The organism is Ammoniphilus sp. YIM 78166 (assembly GCF_004522215.1).
Classification (GTDB): domain Bacteria; phylum Bacillota; class Bacilli; order Aneurinibacillales; family RAOX-1; genus YIM-78166.
The window spans coordinates 174,134-198,928 of sequence record NZ_SDLR01000007.1; the positions used below are offsets into that span (position 1 = coordinate 174,134).

Genomic DNA, 24,795 nt, shown 5'->3' on the forward strand with positions numbered 1-24,795 from the left:
CCTCTGGATGTTAATCCAGGGGTTGAGCCTCTTTCTGTTCTGTTTCCACAGGATAGCCATTGACCACCCAATCTAATCTTCCCGTTTCAGGGTGAATAATGAGTCCATGAACTGGGATCCTAGAAGGCAGCAAAGGATGGTTCTGAATCATGCGAACACTGTTGGTCACGGCTTCTTTTACATTCTCAAAGCCGGTTAGCCACTTGGTTAAATCCACTCCCGCATGGCTTAAGATGTCGATCCGTTCTTGGGAGATTCCATTAGTTTTAATCTTTTCTAAAATAGAGGAAGAATGCAGTCCTGTCATCCCACAATCATGATGACCAATCACACAAACTTCTTGGGCGTTCAGTTCGTAGATGGCAACCAGGATGCTTCGCATGATGCTGCCAAAAGGATGGGAAACAATCGCCCCGGCATTTTTAATAATCTTTACATCCCCGTTTTTGAAGCCCATTGCATGTGGAAGCAACTCGATTAATCGCGTATCCATACAGGTCAGGATGACCATCCGGCGATCCGGAAATTTTGTCGTGCGAAATCTTTCATACTCCGCATTCTCTACAAAGCTATGATTATAATCTAAAATATCCTTCATACTAGTCATATTTTTGACTTCCTCTCTCCACAATCTTTTATTTATTTTTATGAATGGTAGGATATAAGAAACGAGTTTGGAGCTGGTACAATGAAAGTTCAGTGGAGCCTTATTTTAGGCTTGTTATTTGCTTTGCTAGTTGCTGTATTCGCTGTGGCTAATGTGGCACCGGTTACCGTGCACTATCTATTAGGCTTAGCCGAGATCCCATTAATTATTGTTATCTTGGGCTCAGCCCTCCTAGGAGGACTAGTGGTCGGTTTATTGGGCATTTTTCGACAATATACATTGCAATGGGAAATCAGTAAACTGAAGAAGGAGATTGCAACTTGGAAGGAAAAGGATAAGACATCTCTAAGTATAACGGATACGGGAGAGAAAATGGAAGAGGGGAATATAGGGGAACAGCACATTGAAAAAAAGTACGTTGAAACGGCTCCGAAACCTAATGGAGAATCATAGCTGATGTATGATGTACTGAAACTGGTGGAGAGTCAAGATGGAGGAATCATAAACTTAAATGGTATGAATAGAGCTGCAGAGCTGCCAATTGATTTCATGCCCTCATCCCATCCAAGCGATATGAGGGCATGAAAACGAATATTAAGCAACCATATAGTTGGCCAACCAAAAGTAAAAGGGTATTCCCGCAATCAAGTTAAAAGGAAGGGTTAATCCAAGAGCGGAACCAATATACAGACCCGAATTCGCCTCGGGTATCGCCTGTTCTACTGCTGCTGGAGCCGCGATGTAAGAGGCGCTGGCCGCTAAGGTTGCAAGCATCGTAACGCCGCCAACCGACATATCGATAAAGGTTCCAATTAATACCCCAACAATCCCCCCGAATAATGGCAGGAAAAAAGCGAAGGAAAACGAAATCAGGTTGATGTTCTGGAGTGCCCTGAGCTGCTGCGTAGCAATCATTCCCATATGTAAAAGGAAGATACATAAGAAGCCGTAGAATAAATCTCCGAATAAAGGTTTGATCTTGGCAATCCCTTCTTGGTGAGCAATTAGACCAATAATCATCCCTCCTAATAAAAGGAAAATACTTTTCCCAAAAAATGCTTCTTTAAATACATGGTTTAAGCTTCCTTGATGCTTTTTTTCGGAAGAAAGCACGCGATTGAGAACAATAGCTGTCACAATGGCAGGTCCTTCCATAATGACTAGGATGGCGGCAATATAGCTTTCGTAATGAATATTGAGCTTGTCTAGGAAACCTAATGCCGCAACAAAGGTCACTGCGCTTACCGAACCATAGTGAGCGGCGATAGCCGTGGAATCATCAAGTGAGAAGCGATAAACATAACGCAGTAGCAGAAAGGTTACAGCTAGCATTAGAAAACTCAGGGTCAGCGCGGCAATAACGGCAGGAAGCATCGATAAGAAGGGAACATGTTTTAACTCTACCCCTCCTTTAATCCCGATGGTAAATAGGATTATCATGGTATACCCTGTATAAAAGGCAGATGGAACTTTCAAGTCGGAATTGACCAGTACGGCAATGATTCCGAGAATAAAGAAAAGAATCATCGGTGATAAAAGATTTGCATATGCAATATCAATAACTTGTTGCACGAAAGGCCTCCCTGTTTGGAATGAAGTAGAAATATGTCTAGATATATCTTATTATGACCCATTCAGGAAAAGAAAAAAGCTGGACAGTAAAGTCCAGCTTTTTAGCATTATGATACTTTTGCGTCAGCCTCTTGCATTTGGTTTCTAACGCGCTCAGATAGGTCATCGGAACCATGGATACGTGCCCAGATGCTATTAACATATACAGGTTGTTCGTTTTTATCAAGAATACTAACAAGGTAGATGGTCAAGAAGCTTAAAGGAATAATGAAAATGGAAGGGAAAGCCATTGCACCCAGGGTCGCACCGAAGCTTCCAGGAGCAAATACGCCAGTCTCCTTTAGAATATTCATGAGGATAAAGGCCATGCTTCCAAAACCACCCACGAACATACCAGCGATAGCCGCATTTCGAGTCGTCTTCTTCCACCAGATGGACATGATCAGCATCGGAACGAAAGCTCCTCCGGATACCGCGAAAGCCCATGTAACCATCATCGCAATTAAGGATGGGTAAGCTTTATCCAAGCCTAGAGCAGGAATAGCGAAGCCAACAAGTAGGGAAACCAGCCCCATAGCAACAACGGCAACTTTACCTACCAATACTTTTTTCCAGTCCGGAGCGTTAGGGTTCACGTATTTTTCATAGATATCATGGCCCCAAGAAGCTGCAGAAGCGATCAGCAATCCGCCAACAGTAGAGAACATCGCGGCAAAAGCACCAGCAGCTACCCAGCCAAGCCCAAATTCACCGAATAATAGTTTACCTAGAATAGGCATGATCTGATCTGATTTAGTAAGCAAGCCGTCAACGGTTAGAGCTTGTATGCTTGGATCCTCTGCAACTCGTTGAGAGATGATGGATCTTCCACCCCAACCGACAACAGAACTCATGACATAGAAGAAGGAGATAAATCCTAGTACCCAAAGCGTAGTCAAACGAGCCACTTTACCAGATGGGTTCGTGTAATAACGGTTCATGATGTGGGGAAGTCCCATCGTCCCAAGAACAAGGGCTAATACCATGGAGAATTGATTCAACCAGTCATAGCGGTGTCCAGGCTCTTGGAATGTCATTTCACGGTCAGGATGAAGTTTGTTGGTTTGTGGTAGTACGATAGCAACAGTTGCGGAAGGATCACCCGCTTGAACTTTTTCTTCCACTTTAGCAAAAGCTTCAGGACTCATGGTTGCCTTTGCTTTATCATAAGCACGTTTTCCTTCTTCGCCAGCCATCAGTTTTTCGACTGTCATAGAAGTAGGGTTGGTCAATACGCTTCTTTCTTGAGCATAGTTTCCGACACCATTCACTAGAACAAGGATAAAGACAAGGAACATAGCGGTAAACAATACCCAGAACTGGATCATCTGGTTCCATGTTGTACCTTTCATACCACCGACAGCTACATAGAAGATCATGACGGCTACTACGGCAAGAACCCCGGTTTGGTATGGAGTTAATCCGAAGAATCCTAATCCTACTAGTACGTTCCATGTGTTACCGGCACCAACCATTTGCGGAGCAAGATAAAAGATACAGATTAATTGCACTAAGATTACGCCGATGATTCGTGCCACATGGCTTTTACCGAAACGGGCAAATAGGAAGTCAGGAATCGTGTATTCTCCAAACTTACGCAGTGGACTAGCGATGAATAGTACAACAGGTACGAAAGCGGCTCCAAAACCAATCGCATACCACATTCCGTCTACGCCAGAAGCATAAACTGCTGCTGCAACCCCTAAGAAGGAAGCGGCGGAGAAATAGTCTCCACAAATGGCGGTAGAGTTGGTTAGCATACCGACTTTACGGCCAGCTAAATAAAAGTTTGCGGTATTGGAATTGAACTTTCTAGTGTAGATGGAAATACCAATGGTGACTGCTACGAGCATAAACACCATGAATACAGCTGTAGTATTTAACATATAAAACCCCCGTCTCCCTAAGGCTTATTTTTATTTTAGATTTTTAAGTTCATCTTCAAGGATGTTGGCTTTCTTTACAAATACATAGGCTAGGATCCAATAGAAGATATGAAATAAGAGCAAGGTGTTCCAGAAGTTGAGTGAAAGGCCCATGAAGATTGGTTTTGCGTACCACCATTCGGATGTGATGCTGAGTGTGGGAACAAGCAAGGTGATTAGGAAGAAGTAAAACCCGAATGTAAAGCTTAGTTTTTTCTGCTTTTGAAACGATTTCTCGACAAGTGCCATCTCTTGTGCTGTCACGAATGTTGTCGTCAATGAAGGATCCTGTCCCCCTGCATGGACTTGCTTGACTACATTTTTATTCACTTGTGCAGTCGCCATAATGCAACCTCCCTTAGATTTCCTCCACTTACTATGTAAGCGCTTAAGTCGAGTATATTTGCAAAGTAGTTATTTTTGCAACAAGTCTGCGTATTATGTCGTTAATAATGTGTAAACGGTATGAAAAACAGTTTTTTTAACATTGAATAGGACCGAAATAAAAGTATTTAATCTATAAACAAAAAAGGAAGGATTTAAAATTGTAGGTAATTTTTTCTTTACAATACTACGAATATGGTGCTAAAATCACAATTGTAATTCGAAAATATTCAGTATTATAGGAAATAGATACGATTTCGTGCAGTAACACTTTAATACAAGTGAGTGTTCTTATGAAACTTGCAGAATGTTTGGAAGAGGTGTGCATGTGTCAGAAAAATTATTAGAAATCTCAGGATTACGCACCCACTTTTTTACCGATCATGGCGAAGTGCCGGCAGTAGATGGTGTAGATATTTACATAAAAAAAGGTGAAGTGCTTGGTGTCGTGGGTGAATCCGGATGTGGGAAGAGTGTTACATCCTTATCTGTAATGCGTCTGGTTCCGAACCCTCCAGGAAAGATCGTTGGCGGATCAATGGTATTTAAAGGGGAGGATCTAGTACAAGTTACGGAAAAACGCATGAGGAAGATAAGAGGAAACGAGATTGCAATGATCTTCCAAGAGCCGATGACCTCCCTGAACCCCGTCTATTCCATAGGTGACCAGATTGGGGAGACGGTTCGTCTTCATCGGAATCTTAGTAAAAAAGAGGCGAAGCAGCATGCCGTCGAGATGCTTCGTAAGGTTGGGATTCCACGTCCGGAGCAAATTGTAAACGAATACCCGCATCAGTTGTCTGGTGGGATGAGGCAACGGGTCATGATTGCCATGGCGATGTCTTGTGATCCTGAGTTACTGATTGCAGATGAGCCGACGACGGCATTGGATGTAACGATTCAAGCACAGATCCTAGATTTAATGAGGAAGTTAAATAAGGAAAGCGGAGCAGCCATCATGATGATCACTCACGACCTGGGTGTCGTAGCTGAAATGTGTGATCGAGTGGTCGTTATGTATGCGGGCAAAGTAGTGGAAGAAGGAGATGTAAAAACGATCTTTAAGAACCCCAAGCATCCTTATACCAAAGGATTAATCCAATCTGTTCCACGAATGGATGATGATAAAGATCGATTATATTCAATCCCTGGGAACGTTCCTACGCCAGGCTCGATGCCCAAAGGATGCCGATTCGCTCCTCGTTGTGAATATGTGGTCAGCAAGTGCAGCGAAGAAATGCCTGACCTTATCGAGCTAGAGTTCGGACACAAGAGCCGATGCTGGCTGCAACAATAAGGAAGGAGGAGAAGCTAACGTGGCACAAGAATTACTCGAAGTTAAAAATCTTAAGAAGTACTTTCCTATTAAAGGTGGAATTTTAGGCAAGGAAATTGGCCAAGTAAAGGCCGTAGATGACGTGTCGTTTACGGTGCGTAAAGGCGAGACACTCGGATTGGTGGGTGAAAGCGGTTGCGGGAAGTCGACTACAGGCCGTTCGATCCTCCGTCTGATTGAACCTACCGCTGGTCAAGTGCTGTTTGATGGCAAGGATGTAACAGCTATGTCCAAGGAAGAACTTCGACGGATGCGAAGAGATATGCAGATTGTCTTTCAAGATCCTTTTGCCTCTTTGAATCCTCGACACACCGTTGAGAAAATCTTGGAAGAGCCCCTTATTGTCCATGGCATGGGGAATGCTCAAGAAAGAAAGAAAAGAGTCGCACATCTCCTTGAAGTAGTCGGCCTAAGTGCCTATCACGCGAAGCGTTACCCTCACCAATTCTCCGGGGGCCAACGCCAGCGAATTGGTATCGCCAGGGCATTAGCTGTGAATCCGAAGCTTATTGTGGCGGATGAGCCTGTATCGGCACTAGACGTTTCGATTCAGTCCCAAGTGCTGAACCTGCTTCAGGATTTACAGAAGGAATTCGATCTTACCTATATCTTCATCGCTCATGATCTGAGTGTAGTAAAGCATATTTGCGATCGAGTGGGAGTCATGTATCTGGGGAGAGTCGTCGAGCTGGCAGAGAAAAATCAACTGTACGCGAGCCCCAAGCATCCATACACTCAAGCCCTGCTTTCTGCGGTTCCACTTCCGGATCCAGAAGCGAAGATAGAGAGAATTATTCTGCAAGGCGATGTTCCAAGCCCAGCTAATGCGCCGAAGGGATGCGCATTCCACACCCGTTGCAGTGCGGTAATGGACATCTGCAAGACGGAACGGCCTCCATTTAGGGATGGCGGTCAAGGACATTTTGTTTCGTGTCATCTTTATAACTAGTTTTCTTCATTTCTGAAAACTGGTTATAGATAACATATTTTAATATTTTTAAATTCATTAAGGGGGTAAAAGTATGAAGAAAAAATGGATGTTTTCTGCTCTTTCCATGCTGTTGGCTGCATCCTTAGGCTTAGCCGGATGTGGAAGCGGAAGTCAAACTCAAGAAGCTTCCAAGCCACAAGAAAGTGCACAACCAGGAGCTGAGCCTGCGAAGCCAGCACAAGACACGTTAATCGTAGGTCGCGGTGGAGATTCGGCTGCCCTTGACCCGGCGATTGTAACAGATGGAGAATCCATCAAGATTACGCAACAAGTTTTCGACACGCTGCTAGATTATAAGCCAGGTACGACGGATGTTGAGCCATCCTTAGCTGAGTCCCATGAGATGTCTGCTGATGGGTTAACGTACACCTTCAAGCTTCGTCAAGGTGTAAAGTTCCACGATGGAACAGACTTTAACGCTGAGGCTGTTGTGTATAACTTCAATCGCTGGTTGGCTGGAGATAAGAGCCAATTCTACTATTTCGTAAGTGCCTTTGGTACACCAGAAGACCGTGTGATTAAAGAAGTAAAAGCCCTTGATGGGTACACTGTCCAGTTTACTTTGAATAAGACCCAAGCCCCTTTCTTGCGTAACTTGGCAATGCCTGCTTTCAGTATTGCTAGCCCTAAGGCATTAGAAGAAAAGGGTGACAACTTCCAAAAAGAACCCGTAGGAACGGGAGCGTTCATCTTTAAAGAGTGGAAGCCAAACGATTCAATCACGCTAGAAAAGAATCCTAACTATTGGAAGCAAGGTTATCCTAAGGTGGGCAAGGTCATTGTACGCAGTATTCCTGAAAACTCTGCACGTTTTACCGCTCTTCAAGCGGGCGAACTTGACCTTATTGAAGGCGTAAACCCAGACGATTTGGCTGCATTGGAAGCCAATAAAGATCTTCAAAAGTTTGTCCGTCCTGCGTTCAACGTTGGATACCTAGGCTTTAACACGAAGAAGCCTCCTTTTGACAATCCTAAGGTTCGTCAAGCATTGAGCCATGCTGTAAATAAGGAAGCTCTGATCAAGGCTTTCTATGCAGGTCTTGCTGAACCGGCAAAGAACCCAATGCCTCCATCCTTATTCGGATATAATGATGCCATTCAAGATTACCCTTATGATCTAGAAAAGGCAAAAGCGCTTCTGGCTGAAGCTGGATATCCGAATGGAATTCAAGAAGAATTAGTATTCTATGCCATGCCTGTAGCACGTCCATACATGCCAGATGGCAAGAAAGTAGCTGAAGCACTACAAGCGGAGTTCAACAAGATTGGCGTAAAAACAAAGATCGAGTCTCCTGAGTGGGCTGTATACTTAGACGACGCGAAAAAAGGCGAGAAAGACCATATCTTCATGCTTGGATGGACAGGAGATAATGGAGACGCTGATAACTTCCTTTACACGCTTCTCGCAAAACAGACCATTGGAAGCAATAACTACTCCCAATGGGCGCATGACGAGTATTCCGATTTAGTTGCTAAAGCACAAGGTGAATTAGATGAAGCAAAGCGTGTAGAACTGTATAAGAAGGCTCAAGAAATCTTCAAGCAAGAAGCTCCTTGGGTTCCTCTCGTTCACTCTACGCCATTATTGGCTGGTGGAGCTAACGTGAAAGGATACATTCCTTCTCCAACGGGTTCTGAGTCTTACGAAGCTGTCTACTTCGAGTAATCATCGGTAAGAGGGTAGTAGGGATCTACCTACTCCCTCTTTTTTTTTTTGCTGAAGCTAGCAAGACTACAGTCGTCCTAAGGTTGCCTTGACATAAGCTTGACAGAATTGGAAGGGTACCCGCTGTTTTGTTTATGTCAAGGTAACCTATAATACATTGTCTTTTGAAGGTGGGTGGTTGTTCAAGATGGTTTCATATATCATCAGACGTTTACTTATGCTCATTCCGGTGCTAGTGGGAATGTCCATTATTGTGTTTTCCATCATTCATGCTATCCCGGGAGATCCGGCTGAAACCATACTAGGTGATAAGGCGTCAGAGGAGTCGAAAGAAGCTTTGCGAGAAGAGCTCGGGTTGAATAAGCCAGTTTATGTCCAGTATTTCACGTATGTGGGAAGGCTTCTCCAAGGAGATTTAGGAAATTCCATTCGAACCAATACACCTATTGTACAGGAAATCGGTCCTTACCTTGCTGCCACTCTTGAGTTAACCCTTTTCAGTATGGCCATCGCCGTTTTCGTGGGTGTGAATGCAGGGATTTTAAGTGCTTGGAAACAAAATTCTCTGTTTGATTACGCGAGTATGATTATTGCTTTAATTGGGGTTTCGATGCCTATCTTCTGGCTAGGTCTCATGGAACAGTGGATTTTTGCTTTAGAATTAAAATGGTTGCCTTCGTTAGGGCGTATGAACGCCAGAGATCCCGTGGAAGCGATTACGCACTTGTATTTAATTGATGCCATGCTATCAGGACGCTGGGATCAGGTTTGGACGGTTACGAAGCACCTGATCTTGCCAGGTATCGCCCTCGGAACCATCCCGATGGCCATTATTGCCCGCATGACTCGTTCGAGCATGCTCGAGGTCTTGCGTTCCGACTATATTCGTACCGCTCGTGCAAAAGGATTAAACCAACTTCCTGTTGTTTACAAGCATGCATTGAAGAACGCCCTCATACCCGTTGTTACGGTCATTGGACTACAAACAGGCCTTCTATTGGGTGGAGCGGTATTAACGGAGACTATATTTGCTTGGCCTGGGGTTGGACGATATATCTTTGAAGCCATAAGCTTTCGGGATTATCCTGTCATTCAATCTGGAATTCTAATCATTGCTGTCATCTTCGTCTTAATTAACCTGATTGTCGATCTTCTTTATGCCTTGATTGATCCACGAATTAACTATAGGTAGGGGTGAGAATGTTGTCTCAATTAACAGCTGAAGTCAATACGAATAATCAACTTAACACCAAGCCAGAGCCAATTTCTTCCCCATGGAGAGATGCCTGGAAAGGATTAAAAAAGAACAAGTTGGCCTTGGTTGGAGGATTTATCATCATCTTCTTTGTCACGATCGCCATTTTTGCTCCTGTGCTTGCGACACATGATTACAAGGAACCAAATCTCATAAATCGCTTGCAGGCTCCTTCCGCTGAGCATTGGTTTGGCACGGATGATCTAGGACGCGATATTTTTTCCCGGATACTGTACGGCGCTCGTATTTCCCTTTGGGTCGGTACCTTCTCGGTCATAGGCTCTATGATTGCTGGGTCTTTCTTAGGTATATTAGCAGGTTACTATGGCAGATGGGTTGATATGGTGATTTCTAGATTCTTTGATATCATGTTGGCCTTCCCGGGCATTTTGCTCGCCATTGCTATTGTTGCTGCCCTGGGTCCATCATTACAGAATGCCTTGATTGCGATTGCTATCGTGAATATTCCCACCTTTGGCCGATTAGTAAGGGCAAAGGTCCTGAGTTTAAAAGAGGAAGAGTTTATTATGGCTGCCAAGGCGCAAGGAATGAGGGATCAGCGCATCTTGTTCCATCATATCTTACCGAATAGTTTAGCGCCTATCATTGTACAAGGAACGTTAGGTATTGCAACGGCGATAATAGAAGCAGCTGCACTTGGTTTCCTAGGAATGGGAGCACAGCCTCCCGAACCAGAGTGGGGCAAGATGCTGGCAGACTCTAGACAATTTATTCAGTTAGCCCCTTGGACGGTTATTTTCCCTGGGTTGTCCATCATGCTTACGGTATTAGGGTTCAACTTAATTGGGGACGGATTACGCGACGTGCTAGATCCGCGAATGAAAAACTAGAAGCGAGTAAGGTGAGGAGTGGTTGGATATGGCAAGTGGCAGTGATACCCTGACAAACATATCCGAACGGATAAGGGAATTGAGAACAGAGAAAAGGATGTCACTCAAAGAGTTGAGTGAAATGACGGGCTTATCGGTTAGTTTCTTGTCTCAGGTTGAACGTGGTACATCTTCCTTAGCCATCGCATCTCTAGAAAAAATTGCGGTGGCCTTGGATATCCCCATCTCAGATTTCTTTACGAAGACAACTCCAAGTCATTATGTAGTAAGAAAGGATGAGCAGGTTCGAGCCAGCATTGATTACTCTCCTTTCATATTAACCCATTTAGCAGGAACTTTTCCTGAACGAAAGCTAGATCCGCTCATCGTAGAGCTTGGATCCAAGGAAGAACAGAAAAGATTCAATCAGCACTCTGGTGAAGAATTCTACTATGTGCTGGAGGGAGAAATTATTTTCTCGGTGGAAAATGAGGAATACCATTTGAAAGAGGGAGATGCCATTCATTTTCCTTCCGACATCCCCCACCGAATATCTAACCCTTTTGATGGGAAGAGCAAGCTCATAAGCGTGTTGACCCCTTGTATGTTCTAGGTACGGAAAAGAACGGTGCGTGAAGCACGGTTCTTTTTTCTTTTTATTACATTATCCCACTAACACGCGCATTTCCTGATTCCACTTATCAAGAGCATGGAAAAGATTGGGGTTTGCACGGTAAACCATAGGTTTTCTACCTGTTTTGCTCGTTCTATACGAGGCTCGCTCTTCCGTGATCAGGTTGGCTTGTTCTAGGGTCTTCAGATGATCTCTCATGACATTCGGGTGAATGGAGAAAACAGCTGCAAGGTCTTGGCAATTGAAAGCTTCTTGTTGGTCCACGAGATAATGGTAAACACGAATGCGAGTATCGTCCTGCAAAGATCGGAAAATGGGCAATAGTAATTCTAATTTCATGGTAAGACATCCCTTCATTAATAAATTTCTGACGTTTTTACGCTTACCATGATGCTAACACACGAATTAGGATGCCAGCTATGATAAAAATCACAATACAAAACAAAAAAAATAGCTTGGATAACCTCCAAGCTATTCGTCGCGGTTCATTCTTTTCATCATATTTTTAGCTGCATCAGCCATTTCGTCCACGGCATTCATTGCCGTGCTTTCAACGGTTTCTAATCCTCTTTGGGTGGCTTGTGCTGCGGCTTCAACCGCATTCTCTACGGTATCGAAGGCGGTGTCTGCACCATCTTTAATCGTTTTTGCGGTTTGAGTAATCATGTTTTGATTTTCTTGGCGGTTCATCAGGTGTTCTCTCCTTCCTAGCTGCTGTGTTTTACGAGCTATGCTTATTGTCTGCAAAGGTGCTTTCTTCTATTCCTGGAAAGGTGATTAGATTTTGTTAGTTTTGACCATACTGATTGATAGATTAGGAAGGATATGATAAGTGAGGTGTATATGAATATGGAAGCAATGCCAGTAGAACAGTTTTTTGACCGGTGTGTAGAAGGAGATCGAATTGTAAGGTGCCCGAATTGCCAAAGAATTAACGTTGGTCAGGTTGCTCCTAAGTATTTTTATTGCTCTGACTGTTTTATTGAAATGAAATTAGGCGATAAAATATATTTTTATGAGTTAGATGAAAACGGCGAGCTCGCTTGTTTAGACGATATATTTTACAATTAACATACTTAAGAAAGCTCCTACTGATTTGCCGAATCAGTAGGGGCTTTTTGTTTTATCCTTACAGCTTTGCTACACGCTCATTAACGGATTGTAAGTGTAGGATATATTCATTAATAATTTGTACTTTCCGATATAGAATAATTCGATCTTGCCAGCCTAGTGAGGGATCGACGACTTGGTCCTTAATGTTTTTCTTTATGCTTTCAAGAATGCTTATCTGATTAATGGTATAGATTTCAGCTAGAAATTCTTCCAATGTAAGACCCTCCTTTTTTACGGCTTGGTGGCTTTAAAGCTGATTACTAAATATATATCTAAAAAAGCGGGTTAATATGACAAAAATATACACTCAGAAATTCCGAAAATCGTCCTCTAAACTAAAAAAATGCTGATATAATAGCTAAACAGGATAGTTTATTGAGGGGAATCATGAAGATGGAATTTAAAGTCGAATATCTTTCTTTTTTTGTAGTCAAAGTGGAGGGAGAAGGAGAGCACGCTCAAAAGTCCTATCGGCACTTCCAGACACTAGATGAAGAGACCTATAGCGAAAGCAATGTAAAGTGGTTTCTAGACGGAGAATTTGCTAAGACGGTCCGCAGGAAGGTAGATCGGACGCCGAAAACAGATCAAGCTCCCACGAAGGTAGGAAGGTTTATCGCTGAGCCAGGTTATGGGTTAGATAGTAATCCGAATTATAATATGTTTGCTAAATTAAGGGCTGCAGAGAGCCTTGATGGGTTTAAAGCTTCAAGCGATGAGCTGGTTCGAGCTTATATGCAGGCTTCTGCGAGTCGCGGAGGAGCCATCATTACCGCCAGGGCCAAGCTTACCAAATACTCTGATGAGCCTCTTCTTTTTATCATGAAGTGCGATTTTGAATCCAAGATTGCTCGTATTGCGGATGAACGATATCTGTTGCAGGAAGTAGAAATGGCGATTAGTGCCAAAAGTATCAAATCCATCCTCTATCCATTTATTCCGGAGGAGGGGATGAGCAGTGAATGGGAATTGAAAATCTTTCAGTCCTCTCATGCGAGATATTTCGAAGACTTCTTAAAATATGTAGATTATGAGCCTTCTGTTCCTGAAATGATGAATACTCAGGTTGTGGAAATGGTTCAGGAATTTATCGAAGAAACGTATCCTGAAGAGGAAGAAGAAAAGCAAAAAGAATTGGAACAGCTGGATGTATGGGTGGGGAAAAAAGAAAGAGAGCTGCAAGAAAAGTGGACCCATGAGCAAGTGGCTGCCGCTACGCAGGCACTAGTCGAAGCCAAGCCAGATCTAGAGATGAAGTTTAAACTAGACGGTGTCATGGTGAAGTCTTTATTAGCTGACTATGGAGAGAATATCCATTTTGCTAAAGTGGGACATCGTTATGTCGTGGTTATTGAAGGAGATTCTTTTCAATTTGATAAAGGAATCTCACCAGTCGAATTACTCCGTCCAGATCAATTAGAAAGCGTGATACAGCGAATTGCCAAAAAACAAGCAGAACCCAAGCTTCAATATACAGAGGTGGCTTCAGCTGATGAAGACCCGCCCTTTTAGCTCCGGTATTCACCGGGGCTTTTCTTATATTTACTTATATTTTCTAGTTCATGAAAAAGAAGGCTTGACAGTTTTGTTAATAATGATTATCATTTATATCGAAGGTAATAATCATTTTCAATTATACATACTTTTGTATCTAAGGGAGAGACAGAACATGATTAAAAGAAAAGTCATCATGACAACTTTAGCGTTGTCCTTAACACTCGGTACTGCTTTTACCGCATTTGCTCCATTGGCAGGTGCTGCTGAAACTACAGCTGTGTTTCAAGTGAAGGCAGAAACTGGTGTCCAGGAAAAGCAAGTGGCAAGCTACAACGCGTTAGTTGGAATGTTTTCTGCAGAAAAGGTAGATTTGGAAAAAGTAAAGGCCGAGTACATCGTCCAGCTTCAACCGGCAGTAAAAGCTAGAAATGCTGAAATTGATGAGAAGGTCTTACATTTCTTTGATAACGGGATTAAAGGAAGCTATTCAAAGGATCAAGTAAAGCAAGCTATTGATAAGGGACTACAGTGGTTCTTCTATCAAGAAATTACAGAATACGTTCGCATTCAAACATTGGCCGCACTCGACAAAGAAGATACCCAAGCAGCACTAGAAGCTTTGGATAAAGGCATCAAGCTTTTTGAAGGTACGTTGTTCGTTACAGCGGGGAAACGTGACAACGGATTCAAAACTACGATGCAAGATCAGTTTAAGATCATCATCCCTGAGCTTCAGAAGGCAGCAGCAGCTGGTGATAAGAAAAACTTTAATGTTTATCGCCAATACTTAGATAAGACCATAATCAAGACTTTCGCTTTAGGAACGGCTCTTTACGCTGGCAATATTGAGAAAGCCCATAAGGAAGGAAAAACCGCTGATGTGGCTAAGTTTATGGCAGAAGGCTACTTCTTCTTCTTGCCGATCTATAACTCCTTGGCTGGAGCTTCTAAGGAAAGCGCAGATGCCATCAAATTGGCTTTCGAGAGCGGTGAAGGTGCCCGTGTAACAGCGGAGATGGTTAGAGGAAATTTGGCTAAAGCGATTAACGGAAAGGTTAGCGGTTACTATTCGGCCACCTTTGATAACTTAGCAAAGGGCGATGAAGCTAAAGCGCTAGAAGTGGCAGCCGAGGGAAATGCCTTCACGGCAGCCCAAGAAGTGTTTGTTAAAGATCAGCTTGGAGCTGACGTTTATGCAAAACTTCTAGAGAATGGACAGCTTTACTTTGAAGCAGTAAAAGCGAATAAGGTAGAAGAAGCGAAAAAGCTTGGTTTCGAAAACTTAGCGATTCTTACCCAATTGAAGGGTGTTCAATTTGGGATTGGTGAGAAGGCCCTAACTTTGGATGGGCAAACCGTTTCCTTTAACGAGGAAGTTTCGTTCTTAAATAAAGAAACCAACCGCACGCTAGCTTCTGCTCGTTTTGTTGCTGAAGCTCTAGGTGCCAAGGTAGAATGGGTTGCTGCAGAAAACAAAGTGGTCATTACCAAAGCCGACAAGACCATTGAATTAGTAGTGGGCAGCACCGAGGTTGTGGTGAATGGAAAGAAAGATGAGAAAACTACACTAGACCAGCCTGTTGTGATCCAAAATGGCCGTTCCTACATTCCAGTTCGAGCGGTGAGCAACGTACTCGGATCTAAAGTAGCTTACTTTAACGGCGAAGTTATTATTCACTAATTAAGTAGGACATCCTCAAAAAGCAGGATGTCCTTTTTATTTTACATTCAAAAAAGGATCCGTCTACAACTCGTAGATGAATCCTTTTTTATCTCATTTATTGAATAGTCACTCGTTTAGCAGCTGCATTCCAGTCTACTTTATACCCAAGTACTTCAGAAATAACACGTACAGGTACGAAGGTTCTGCCATTTCTAATCTCTGCAGGTGCGTCTAGTTTTACTTGCTTACCGTTACTTACTGCCGTTGTGCTGTTGATGGTTAAACGAATGGTCTTAGTACCTTCGGTAATGGTTACTGTTTTGCTCTTATCGTCCCATGTCACTTTAGCACCTAGTCCTTCCGAAATAAAACGTATAGGTACAAAGGTTCTACCGGATTTAATATAAGGAGCGGCATCTAAGGTAGAAGCTTTTCCATTGATGGTTGCCCGAGTCTGATCGATCGTTAGTACAAGACCAGTGGAAGAAGGGCTTTGATTAAGACTTAAGGGAAACTTAGGTTTAAGCGTATTCACAATTTTGTTTTGAAGAGAATCATAGAGGGCTTTATTTGGCTCCTTTTTGCCTACTCCGAAAAGTCCAGGATTTCCGATTGCGTCATCTACCATCGTATGAAAATCCTTATCAAGCTCGGCTAAGGTACCTGCTGGAATTGCATCTGTAATGGTTGGTCTTAAGTCACGAAACGTAGCGTACCCTTTAGCCAGGATGAGTTTGGCCGTTGGATAGTCTGAAAAAGATTTTCCGGTGAAAGCTAGTCTTCTTTCAATATTTAGGACCATGAGAGCCTTGTAATTTTCAATGAGACCGGACTTGTCTTTGTTTGCAATCTTGGTTTCGATATAGGCCGCAATTTGTGGGGAAACAGGCCCATAATGATGGGGGTTGGCGATTTCTGCTTTTACCTTCGCAAACTCCGTAGCCATCTTTGCCCAATCGGGGGTGTTTTTATTTAGCTCGGCATATACGAGCTTGTATACTTCTCCAATGTCTTCCTGATCCGGCTTACCATAAGAGTAAGCTCCAACCGCAGAGGATTGGAAAATCATGATTAGACCAAGAAAGAGAGAGAGGAGTAGTTTGGTCCTCGACTTCATGTTGATCAACTTCCTTCCTTATTCGTATGTTAGTATGTAAGATTTCTCCCCATCTCATTTTAAGGTATATTGATAATCATTGTCAATATAAATGATATTCAATATCATTAATCAAAAAAAATAAAACCAGGCGAATAATCCTGGTTTATACGTTAGTCTTTTTGCGAGTTGCACGTTCGGTAATACGCTTTAATCGGTCATGGTGTTTCAACATACTGGTTCTAGCTGCTTCAGCTTCGGGATGGGATGGGGTTAAGTTACGAACTCCCCAGAACTCGACAAGCACATCAACTACTTGAAGAAAGTACTGTTCCGGACCATAGTTGGCTTCTTGACCAATCACCTTCATTCGTTCTTCAAAATTAGGCATGTCTCTGCCTGGCATACCAAAATGCTGTAGGACGTAGGAAACAGGTAGAATATAGTTAGCATCCAGTTCAAGGTGAGCTTTTACGGCATCACGGTAGAAGGCATAGTGCAAGCTTTCATCCTTCGCTAAGCGGCGAAGCAAGGTAGCAAGGTCACGATCATAATTCTGAGCCACTTTGGCTACATTGTTGTAGTAAACCATGGTAGCTAATTCTTGAATCGCGGTATAAGCCATGACTTGAACAGGCTCAGGGAATTCATTCTCATATCCAAGCTCCACGACCTGCTTTCTTAGCTTGCGCAGTTCATGGGGATTGGCGTTCCGGGTCACAATCAAGTATGTTTCAAGAAGACTGGAGTGCTGGTCTTCTTCCGATACCCAAGTATGGATAAAATCCTTCAAGACTTCAAGGGAGCCTTTAAAAGTGACGTTCAGATGGGTAGTAAACCAAGGAAGATTGACTTCTGTAAGCAAGGCAGTCTCGATAGCTGTATAGATAGCTGGAGGAAGAGTTCTTTGGCTCTCATGCCAAGGCGTTTCCTTGAAGCAGCGAGCTTGGCCCCATGGAATAAAGTCATGGTAGCTCCAATCAATATTTTTAGCTCTTTCTTGATGACTCTTGTATAATTCGATTAAGCGCCCTTCTAATCTGGCGTCTACGTTGTTAAATTCAATCATCGAATAAACCTCCTTAAAAACACTTTAACTTACATTATAAAGGTTTTAGAGCATAAAAGAAAATTCTTTTTGGTTTAATTATGTGTATTTTTTAAGACAATTAATGATAAGCTTGTATTAATTTATAAAAGGGAGGGATCTCGGTGCATACGAATACCGTCTTTTCCCCAGGTAAAGGGTCGGTTTGGGGATCGATACTATTGGTGCATGGATCCGGTGAGCATGTAGGGAGATATCAATGGGCGATTGAGCAATGGAACAAGGCTGGGGTTGATGTGCTCGGAGGAGATCTGCCAGGCCATGGCAAGTCGGAAGGAAGGCGTGGACATATCCATTCATTTGAAGAATATATTCATGCTGCTGACCAGTGGTATCAAGAGCTCGTAAATAGAAACGGGCAGCTTCCTTTTGTCTTTGGGCATAGCCTAGGTGGGCTGGTCGTCAGTCGGCTAATGGAAACGAAAAGGCCACAGGTAAAAGGGGTTCTTCTGTCTTCTCCGTGTTTTGGCTTAAAGATTAAAGTGCCTGCTTGGAAGGCCTCAATTGCCCAGATGCTGAATGTGGTTTACCCCACGCTTACTCTTCGCTCAGAGGTTACCTCCAAGGATGTCACAAGAAGTGAAGACGTCCGGAAAATGATCGACTCAGATCCTCTCAATGTAAAAGGTGTAAGCGTACGATGGTTTCGAGAACTGGAGACCCATATGCAAAAAAACTGGGAAGAGCGTGAGAATTTTCCAGACGTTCCCCTACTCATTCAACAAGCAGGACAAGACCTGATTACGGATGCCTCTAGATCAAGAAAGTGGTTTGAACAACTCTCATTAAAGGATAAGAATTTTATCGAATGGCCTGGACTGTATCACGAGTTATTGAATGAGCCAGAGAAACAAGAGGTACATAGAAAAATGGTTGAATGGATGAAAAGTAGGAGTATATAGATGAAAGAAAAATACGCATGGGTTGATCAAGTCAATCAGATCATTGGAGCCATAGGAGAAATTGAACAATACGCTTTGGAGTTAACGCCCATTTTGGCAGGGCAGAGCATCGAGCATGGGGAAAAAAGGCTTTTTTATCTAGGTGAAGGCCAGTGCTTATCCTATCCTTGTTCTTTGTTAAATGAACAGATTGTTAAATTCATTGAACTACTGATTAACCAAGCCGCTTCCCGCGGCGGGGAAGGGACGGTTTGGGACGCGTTTTTCCGAAATATTGTTAATGGCAAGCCACTTCCCCATATTCAGGAACAAGCAACACAGCTAGGTGTAGACACGACTTGTACTTTTCTTCCTATGATTGTAAATCATAGCCTAGCGGTTACCCCACCCGTTGTCCAAATCATAGAATCCTATTTTGAGCGGAAAGTTTTTAAGGGGATGGTTGATGATAGTGGCTATTATCTAATCCCTTTGCAGGAGCTTTCCCTAGATCCCCAAGACCAAGAGGCGCAGGAAGAATTAGGGAGAGGACTAGGGGAACTTTTGGTTGAGGAAGGCATAGATGGGGTGCGAATGGCCTTTATGCCTTCGGTTAGCGCTGTGGAAGAATGGGGTTCGTCTTTTCAGACTGGACAACTCACGCTTCATGCGGGGAAAGTATTTCATGAGGATCAGAATGTATACTTTTCTTGGAACATGACCTTAGAGCTTTTACTCTCTGAAATCTCTAAGGAACGCGCTGTTCTGTTTATCAAAGATATTGTGGGAACGAATAGCCTAAAGTCCTTAAATCATGAATTATTTCTTACCGTACAAGTTCTCTTAGAAGAAAACTTAAATGTCAGCGAAACCGCAAGAAAACTTTATATTCACCGCAATACGTTGCTTTATCGAATTGAAAAGTTTAAACAGGAAACCGGAAGAGATATTCGCAATGGTCAGGATGCCTACATGGTTTACCTCGCCCTCATGCTCTGCAAAGGCTTTCATACAAATTAACTAAATAGAGCCTGTTAAGTTTGTTAAACCTGTCCAATAGGCGTTTTACTCTCCACCAGCTAAAATAAAGATAACAAGTTGTTAAATCAAGGGAGGCTAAAACATGGCAGGCTTAAAGTTCAATCACGTGAAGAAAAAGTATGGAGAGAGTGCGCTTACGGTAAAAGACTTTCATTTAGATGTAGCAGATAAGGAATTTTTGGTCTTGGTTGGCCCATCCGGATGCGGGAAGTCTACCACACTTCGAATGATTGCAGGATTAGAGGATATCTCCGAAGGAGAACTATATATCGGCGATCGCGTAGTGAATGATGTAGCTCCAAAAGATCGTGATATTGCCATGGTATTCCAAAACTATGCCTTGTATCCTCATATGAATGTATACGATAACATGGCGTTTGGACTTAAGCTTCGCAAGTTTCCAAAAGCTGAAATTGATAAGCGAGTAAGAGATGCAGCCAAAATCTTGGACATTGAGCATTTGTTAGACCGAAAGCCTAAAGCTTTATCCGGAGGTCAGCGCCAGCGTGTTGCACTAGGACGTGCGATCGTTCGTGAACCGCAGGTATTTTTGATGGATGAGCCGCTTTCCAATCTTGATGCGAAGCTTCGCGTACAGATGCGTACGGAAATCAGTAAGCTTCACAAGCGTTTGGAAACGACGATTGTTTATGTTACGCATGACCAAACCGAAGCGATGACCATGGGCGATCGCATCGTGGTTATGTATGATGGAGTAATCCAGCAAGTAGCGACACCAACTGAAATCTACAACTTCCCTAAAAACAAATATGTAGCTGGATTCATCGGTTCACCTGCGATGAACTTCATTGAAGGAAAAGTTGTTGAAGAAGGCGGACAGGTTTACTTTAAGAGCGAAGGGGGATCTGTTCAAATTCCTGAAGGCAAAGCGAAAATCTTGCGAACAAAGGGATATGTAGGACAAGATATTATCTTCGGAATTCGTCCAGAAGATATCCATGATGAACTGGTCTTCCTAGAATCTGCGCCACAGGCAAAATTCAAGGCTAAGATTGAAGTAGCAGAAAATATGGGAGCGGAAGTGTTCTTATACCTTGCTGTTGGAAAATCAACCATCACAGCTCGCGTAAAGGGAAGAAGTGAACAAAAGCGTGGAGAAGCGGTAGAACTTGCTTTTGATATGAACAAATGCCACTTCTTTGATGTTAAGACAGAAGAGGCTATCCGATAAAAGAAAAAAACTGCGAGGATCTCGCAGTTTTTTTTCGTATAGATGCAACCATATGACCCTGGCCACCGTCTAATTTAATATTATGTCGAATTTCGTAGTTATTTATACATTAGTTATTGCTTTATTTTATATTGTACATTATGCTTTAATGGGTGTTATTTAGTTGCTTGGAGGTCACAACATGCAGATAGAGACAAACCGATCTTTAAAACATAAACAGGTAAAAAAGTCGAAGAAAAAGAAAATATGGGTCAATTTGTTCTTAAGCTTTTTTCTTCTCACTGCTGTAGCTGCAGGTGCGGTCTGGTGGAAGGTAGAAGGTTTTTTAGATGATATAACCACTGAAGCAGAGCCTGGAGTGATGAAGGACGATACCACCAAGCCAGTTAATTACGACCAGGAACCCATCTCGATTGTCATGATTGGAAAGGATTCTAGGGAAGGTTTAGGATTGATGAATACCGATGTGATCATCGTTGCAGCCATCAATCCGAAAACGAAGCATGTGACTATGATGTCCATCCCACGTGATACAGGTGTGCAAATTCCGGGATATAAAGGATACCATAAAATTAACTCCGTCTATTCAAAGGGAGAACGAGAACGCCGTCTCGCGGAGCAAACGGGAAAGCCGGTAACGGAAACCGGAACCACATTACTGAAGAAAACTTTAGAGGATGCACTGGGCATCCCGATTCACTATTATGCACTTATCGATTTTGAAGGGTTTACCAAGGTGGTGGATAAACTAGGCGGCCTTGAGATTGAAGTAGAGAAAAGCATGGTATATGATGATCCAACGGATGGAACACATATTAACCTCAAGCCAGGTCTTCAGCAATTGGATGGGAAAAATACACTAGACTATGTTCGACATCGTTTGGACAATCGTGGTTCTAAATATTATTCTTCTGATTTTGACAGGGGTCAAAGACAGCAAATTGTCATTAAGTCTATGGTCGATAAGATGAAATCTTTCACAGGGATTTCTAGCTTCTTTACCGTATTAAATGTAGCAGGCGACCATGCGAAAACGGACCTTTCCAAAGATCAAATTAGAGGTTTGATTCTAGACTTTAAATCCATAGGTTCAGAGAATATTGCCAGCCTTGATACAGGAGGCTTCTGGGATAGAGCAAGCTCTCATACGATTATTCCAAAAGAAAACCTAAAGCAAATTCAAGCGGCCTTCCAAACGGAAATGGGGATCGAAGGTGGGACTTTCCAATCCTCCTTACGTGTAGATAGCGGAACGTCTAAAACCAATACAACCGTGAAAAAAGCAGAACCGGCAACGGCCCCTAAAAACCAAGCACAAGAAGCCCCTGTTAACAAGCAGGTAAAGGAGCAACCTCAAGGGACAAAGCAGCAGCCAAAGGAAACACAGCCAGCAGTTAAGACACCATCAAATGAGCCAGCTCCTGCGGAAGAAGCAAAGCCAGCTAGTCCAGACCCAGTTGCGGTTCCTGTCGTTCAACCACAGCCGACACCAGAACCTTCTCCGGTTCCTAATCCGGCAGAACAATCAGGAATGCTGCAGCCGCCTGCTCCGAAACCAACTCCAGTAGAACAACCACCTGCAACCGAAACGCAGGGCTAAGATAAAAAAAGAGGACCAATTGGTCCTCTTTTTTAATTGCCATTATTGAGTTACGCCGTAGCGTTGTTGCTTTTTGGCACTTTCACGTTCGTTTTTCTTTAGATATTTCTTACGAAGTCGAACGGATTGTGGCGTCACTTCACAATATTCATCATCGTTCAAGTACTCAAGAGCTTCTTCAAGAGACAAGCTTCTTGGTGTTTTTAACTTTACGGTATCATCCTTTGTAGCACTGCGTACGTTTGTTGCGTGCTTTTCTTTACATACGTTTACCACAAGGTCGTTATCACGATTGTGTTCACCGACAATCATGCCTTCGTATACGTTGGTTCCTGGGTGGATAAACATCACTCCACGGTCTTCAACGGAAAGCAGTCCATAGGTGGTAGCAACGCCGGTTTCATGGGAGATTAATACGCCCACTCGACGTCCGCCTACTTGTGCTGAAATATAAGGCTGGTAGCTGTCAAACGAATGATTGAGGATTCCGTAGCCTTTAGTTAGAGTCATGAATTCGGTACGATAACCAATGAGTCCGCGGGAAGGAATCAAGAATTCTAAGCGGACTGAACCGAATCCGTTGTTGATCATATTCACCATTTCAGCCTTGCGATGGCCAAGTGACTCCATAATTGCACCGGTAAATTCTTCAGGAACATCAATTACTAATCGTTCCGTTGGCTCCATTTTCTTTCCTTCGATCTCACGGATGATGACTTCAGGTTTAGAAACTAATAGCTCATACCCTTCTCTTCTCATCGTTTCGATCAAAATGGATAAGTGAAGCTCGCCGCGACCAGATACCTCAAAGGAGTCTCCGCCTTCGGAGTCATCTACGCGAAGACTTACGTCCGTTTCAAGCTCTTGATACAGGCGATCTCTAATTTTTCTTGAGGTCACATGCTTCCCTTCTTTTCCTGCGAAAGGACCGTTATTAACGGAGAAGGTCATTTTCAAGGTTGGCTCATCGATCTTAAGGAGTGGCAGGGCTTCTGGAGCTTCTACATCCGCAATGGTTTCCCCAACATTGATATCGGATAAACCAGGCACTGCTACAAGATCCCCTGCTTTTGCTTCTTCAATTTCAATTCGCTTTAACCCGGAGAAGCCAAACAGCTTGGCGATTCGAACTTGTTTAACAGATCCTTCTCTCGTGATCTGAGCTACCATTTGTCCGCGGCGGATGACTCCGCGATGAATACGGCCAATTCCAATTCGTCCCAAGTAGTCGTTATAATCCAAGATAGTAGCCTGCATTTGAAGAGGTCCATCAATATCCACTTCTGGAGCAGGGATATGGGAAATGATGGCGTCAAATAGGGCTTCCATGTTCTCATCTTGTCGTGTTGGCTCCGTACTGGATGTACCATTGATCCCTGACGCGTAAATCACTGGGAACTCCAATTGCTCATCATTGGCATCCAGATCAATAAACAAGTCGTAAACATCATTCACAACTTCTTCCGGACGAGCATTCTCACGGTCGATTTTATTGATAACGAGGATCGGTGTAAGGTTTTGCTCTAAGGCCTTCTTTAATACGAAGCGAGTTTGTGGCATACAGCCTTCAAAAGCGTCGACGACTAATAGTACGCCGTCAACCATTTTCATGATTCGCTCAACTTCCCCTCCAAAGTCCGCGTGGCCAGGAGTATCTAAAATATTAATCGTATGCCCTTTGTAATTAACTGCTGTATTTTTGGCAAGGATCGTGATTCCACGTTCCCTTTCTAGATCGTTCGAATCCATCATCCGATCTTGAACTTGCTCATTGGAGCGAAAGATACCAGACTGCTGCAAGAGCTTGTCAACAAGTGTGGTTTTACCATGGTCAACGTGGGCGATGATGGCAATATTCCGTAAATCTTCTCTTTTCATTCGAAGTGTTCTCCTTTGGATCTCTACTTACTATAGAAAGTTTTACATTCAACCTACATATTATACACTATTTTAAAGCAAACACCTAAGAGAATATATGTGAAAAGGTTAAGGGATTGTAAATCTTGCCAAGCATACCTCAATTAAAGCGGCCTCATACTAGTTGTAAAGGAGGCTGATAAAATGCAAAGAGGCTTAATGATGCTTCTGTTTGGCGGGGTGTTCCTTCTGTTAGGGTTATTTATGATGCCTATGAAGCGTACCAACCCTAAACAAAATTTGGTTGACAATCCCATTGGCTGGGGGTTGTTTGGCTTTGGTCTATCGAGCCTTTTGGTAGGAATTACGCAAGCGGCTAAGAACCGAGAACACATGGAACTCGAAGTGAAGACGATTAAGTATCCAGTGGAAAAAAAGGATATTAAGGAAGAAGAGGAAGTCCACTCCATCCATTAAGTAAAAGAGGCACCTGTTGGATGCAGGGCCT

25 protein-coding genes are annotated in these 24,795 nt (G+C 43.1%); 15 read left to right on the plus strand and 10 right to left on the minus strand.

Translation table 11 applies throughout. From position 1 onward, the window contains the following. Positions 1-10: 10 nt before the first annotated feature. A complete protein-coding gene (locus tag EIZ58_RS26845; protein WP_134704062.1) occupies positions 11-607 on the minus strand; it encodes a beta-class carbonic anhydrase in 597 nt (198 codons plus the stop codon). An 81-nt stretch (positions 608-688) separates the two neighbouring features. On the opposite strand from EIZ58_RS26845, the gene EIZ58_RS26850 reads away from it, so the two are divergent. Then, entirely contained in the window at positions 689-1,060 is a 372-nt protein-coding gene (locus EIZ58_RS26850) for a lipopolysaccharide assembly protein LapA domain-containing protein (RefSeq protein WP_134704063.1), read from the plus strand. 141 nt (positions 1,061-1,201) lie between these two features. Here the strand turns inward: EIZ58_RS26850 and EIZ58_RS26855 are convergent, their stop codons facing one another. The 3 genes from EIZ58_RS26855 to EIZ58_RS26865 all read right to left on the minus strand — a co-directional run bounded on the left by EIZ58_RS26855 (position 1,202) and on the right by EIZ58_RS26865 (position 4,488). Further along, positions 1,202-2,179: a sodium-dependent bicarbonate transport family permease gene (locus EIZ58_RS26855; protein WP_134704064.1), complete on the minus strand. Its 978-nt coding sequence runs from the start codon at positions 2,177-2,179 to the stop codon at positions 1,202-1,204. A 107-nt stretch (positions 2,180-2,286) separates the two neighbouring features. Continuing rightward, on the minus strand, positions 2,287-4,104 hold the full coding sequence (locus EIZ58_RS26860) for a solute symporter family protein (RefSeq protein WP_134704065.1): 1,818 nt from the start codon (positions 4,102-4,104) through the stop codon (positions 2,287-2,289). A 30-nt stretch (positions 4,105-4,134) separates the two neighbouring features. After that, positions 4,135-4,488, minus strand: coding sequence for a DUF485 domain-containing protein (locus EIZ58_RS26865; RefSeq protein ID WP_134704066.1), 354 nt, complete (start codon positions 4,486-4,488; stop codon positions 4,135-4,137). A 367-nt stretch (positions 4,489-4,855) separates the two neighbouring features. On the opposite strand from EIZ58_RS26865, the gene EIZ58_RS26870 reads away from it, so the two are divergent. The 6 genes from EIZ58_RS26870 (at position 4,856) to EIZ58_RS26895 (ending at position 11,218) form a co-directional block, all read left to right on the plus strand. Next, positions 4,856-5,824 (plus strand): ABC transporter ATP-binding protein, encoded by a 969-nt coding sequence (locus EIZ58_RS26870; protein WP_134704067.1) that lies wholly within the window; start codon positions 4,856-4,858, stop codon positions 5,822-5,824. Between the two features lie 19 nt (positions 5,825-5,843). Next, complete coding sequence (locus tag EIZ58_RS26875) at positions 5,844-6,812, plus strand: ABC transporter ATP-binding protein (RefSeq protein WP_134704068.1); 969 nt, start codon at positions 5,844-5,846, stop codon at positions 6,810-6,812. A 73-nt stretch (positions 6,813-6,885) separates the two neighbouring features. Then, the gene (locus EIZ58_RS26880) at positions 6,886-8,520 is read left to right on the plus strand and encodes an ABC transporter substrate-binding protein (protein WP_134704069.1); all 1,635 of its coding nucleotides are present in this window, start codon (positions 6,886-6,888) and stop codon (positions 8,518-8,520) included. Between the two features lie 187 nt (positions 8,521-8,707). Then, on the plus strand, positions 8,708-9,712 hold the full coding sequence (locus EIZ58_RS26885) for an ABC transporter permease (protein ID WP_134704070.1): 1,005 nt from the start codon (positions 8,708-8,710) through the stop codon (positions 9,710-9,712). Positions 9,713-9,720: 8 nt separating this feature from the next. Continuing rightward, complete coding sequence (locus EIZ58_RS26890) at positions 9,721-10,626, plus strand: ABC transporter permease (protein ID WP_134704071.1); 906 nt, start codon at positions 9,721-9,723, stop codon at positions 10,624-10,626. 28 nt (positions 10,627-10,654) lie between these two features. Then, positions 10,655-11,218 (plus strand): helix-turn-helix domain-containing protein, encoded by a 564-nt coding sequence (locus tag EIZ58_RS26895; protein WP_205672361.1) that lies wholly within the window; start codon positions 10,655-10,657, stop codon positions 11,216-11,218. A gap of 51 nt (positions 11,219-11,269) precedes the next feature. Here EIZ58_RS26895 and EIZ58_RS26900 read toward each other — a convergent pair whose 3' ends face one another. Together EIZ58_RS26900 and EIZ58_RS26905 are read right to left on the minus strand one after the other, a co-directional pair. Next, complete coding sequence (locus tag EIZ58_RS26900; RefSeq protein ID WP_167577994.1) at positions 11,270-11,578, minus strand: helix-turn-helix domain-containing protein; 309 nt, start codon at positions 11,576-11,578, stop codon at positions 11,270-11,272. A gap of 132 nt (positions 11,579-11,710) precedes the next feature. After that, positions 11,711-11,929 carry a hypothetical protein gene (locus EIZ58_RS26905; RefSeq protein ID WP_134704073.1) on the minus strand — a complete coding sequence of 73 codons (219 nt, stop codon included), beginning with the start codon at positions 11,927-11,929 and terminating at the stop codon, positions 11,711-11,713. 153 nt (positions 11,930-12,082) lie between these two features. Between EIZ58_RS26905 and EIZ58_RS26910 the strand changes: the two genes are divergently transcribed. Continuing rightward, positions 12,083-12,310 (plus strand): hypothetical protein, encoded by a 228-nt coding sequence (locus EIZ58_RS26910; RefSeq protein WP_134704074.1) that lies wholly within the window; start codon positions 12,083-12,085, stop codon positions 12,308-12,310. 58 nt (positions 12,311-12,368) lie between these two features. Here EIZ58_RS26910 and EIZ58_RS26915 read toward each other — a convergent pair whose 3' ends face one another. Next, positions 12,369-12,566 carry a hypothetical protein gene (locus EIZ58_RS26915; RefSeq protein WP_134704075.1) on the minus strand — a complete coding sequence of 66 codons (198 nt, stop codon included), beginning with the start codon at positions 12,564-12,566 and terminating at the stop codon, positions 12,369-12,371. A 179-nt stretch (positions 12,567-12,745) separates the two neighbouring features. On the opposite strand from EIZ58_RS26915, the gene EIZ58_RS26920 reads away from it, so the two are divergent. After that, entirely contained in the window at positions 12,746-13,864 is a 1,119-nt protein-coding gene (locus tag EIZ58_RS26920; protein WP_134704076.1) for a DUF3900 domain-containing protein, read from the plus strand. A gap of 157 nt (positions 13,865-14,021) precedes the next feature. Next, entirely contained in the window at positions 14,022-15,530 is a 1,509-nt protein-coding gene (locus tag EIZ58_RS26925; protein ID WP_167577995.1) for a copper amine oxidase N-terminal domain-containing protein, read from the plus strand. 97 nt (positions 15,531-15,627) lie between these two features. Here the strand turns inward: EIZ58_RS26925 and EIZ58_RS26930 are convergent, their stop codons facing one another. Both EIZ58_RS26930 and EIZ58_RS26935 read right to left on the minus strand, forming a co-directional pair. Then, positions 15,628-16,629: a copper amine oxidase N-terminal domain-containing protein gene (locus tag EIZ58_RS26930; protein ID WP_134704078.1), complete on the minus strand. Its 1,002-nt coding sequence runs from the start codon at positions 16,627-16,629 to the stop codon at positions 15,628-15,630. A gap of 145 nt (positions 16,630-16,774) precedes the next feature. Further along, the gene (locus EIZ58_RS26935; RefSeq protein ID WP_370297816.1) at positions 16,775-17,677 is read right to left on the minus strand and encodes an acyl-ACP desaturase; all 903 of its coding nucleotides are present in this window, start codon (positions 17,675-17,677) and stop codon (positions 16,775-16,777) included. Between the two features lie 143 nt (positions 17,678-17,820). Here EIZ58_RS26935 and EIZ58_RS26940 point away from each other — a divergent pair, with 143 nt between their 5' ends. The 4 genes from EIZ58_RS26940 to EIZ58_RS26955 all read left to right on the plus strand — a co-directional run bounded on the left by EIZ58_RS26940 (position 17,821) and on the right by EIZ58_RS26955 (position 22,430). Next, a complete protein-coding gene (locus EIZ58_RS26940; protein ID WP_167577996.1) occupies positions 17,821-18,618 on the plus strand; it encodes an alpha/beta hydrolase in 798 nt (265 codons plus the stop codon). Beyond that, positions 18,619-19,617 carry a PucR family transcriptional regulator gene (locus EIZ58_RS26945; RefSeq protein ID WP_134704080.1) on the plus strand — a complete coding sequence of 333 codons (999 nt, stop codon included), beginning with the start codon at positions 18,619-18,621 and terminating at the stop codon, positions 19,615-19,617. Between the two features lie 103 nt (positions 19,618-19,720). Continuing rightward, complete coding sequence (locus EIZ58_RS26950) at positions 19,721-20,830, plus strand: ABC transporter ATP-binding protein (protein ID WP_134704081.1); 1,110 nt, start codon at positions 19,721-19,723, stop codon at positions 20,828-20,830. Positions 20,831-21,011: 181 nt separating this feature from the next. Beyond that, entirely contained in the window at positions 21,012-22,430 is a 1,419-nt protein-coding gene (locus EIZ58_RS26955) for an LCP family protein (RefSeq protein ID WP_134704082.1), read from the plus strand. 42 nt (positions 22,431-22,472) lie between these two features. Here EIZ58_RS26955 and typA read toward each other — a convergent pair whose 3' ends face one another. Beyond that, complete coding sequence (typA, locus tag EIZ58_RS26960) at positions 22,473-24,308, minus strand: translational GTPase TypA (RefSeq protein WP_134704083.1); 1,836 nt, start codon at positions 24,306-24,308, stop codon at positions 22,473-22,475. A gap of 183 nt (positions 24,309-24,491) precedes the next feature. Here typA and EIZ58_RS26965 point away from each other — a divergent pair, with 183 nt between their 5' ends. Beyond that, the gene (locus EIZ58_RS26965) at positions 24,492-24,764 is read left to right on the plus strand and encodes a hypothetical protein (RefSeq protein WP_134704084.1); all 273 of its coding nucleotides are present in this window, start codon (positions 24,492-24,494) and stop codon (positions 24,762-24,764) included. The last annotated feature ends 31 nt before the right edge of the window (positions 24,765-24,795 follow it).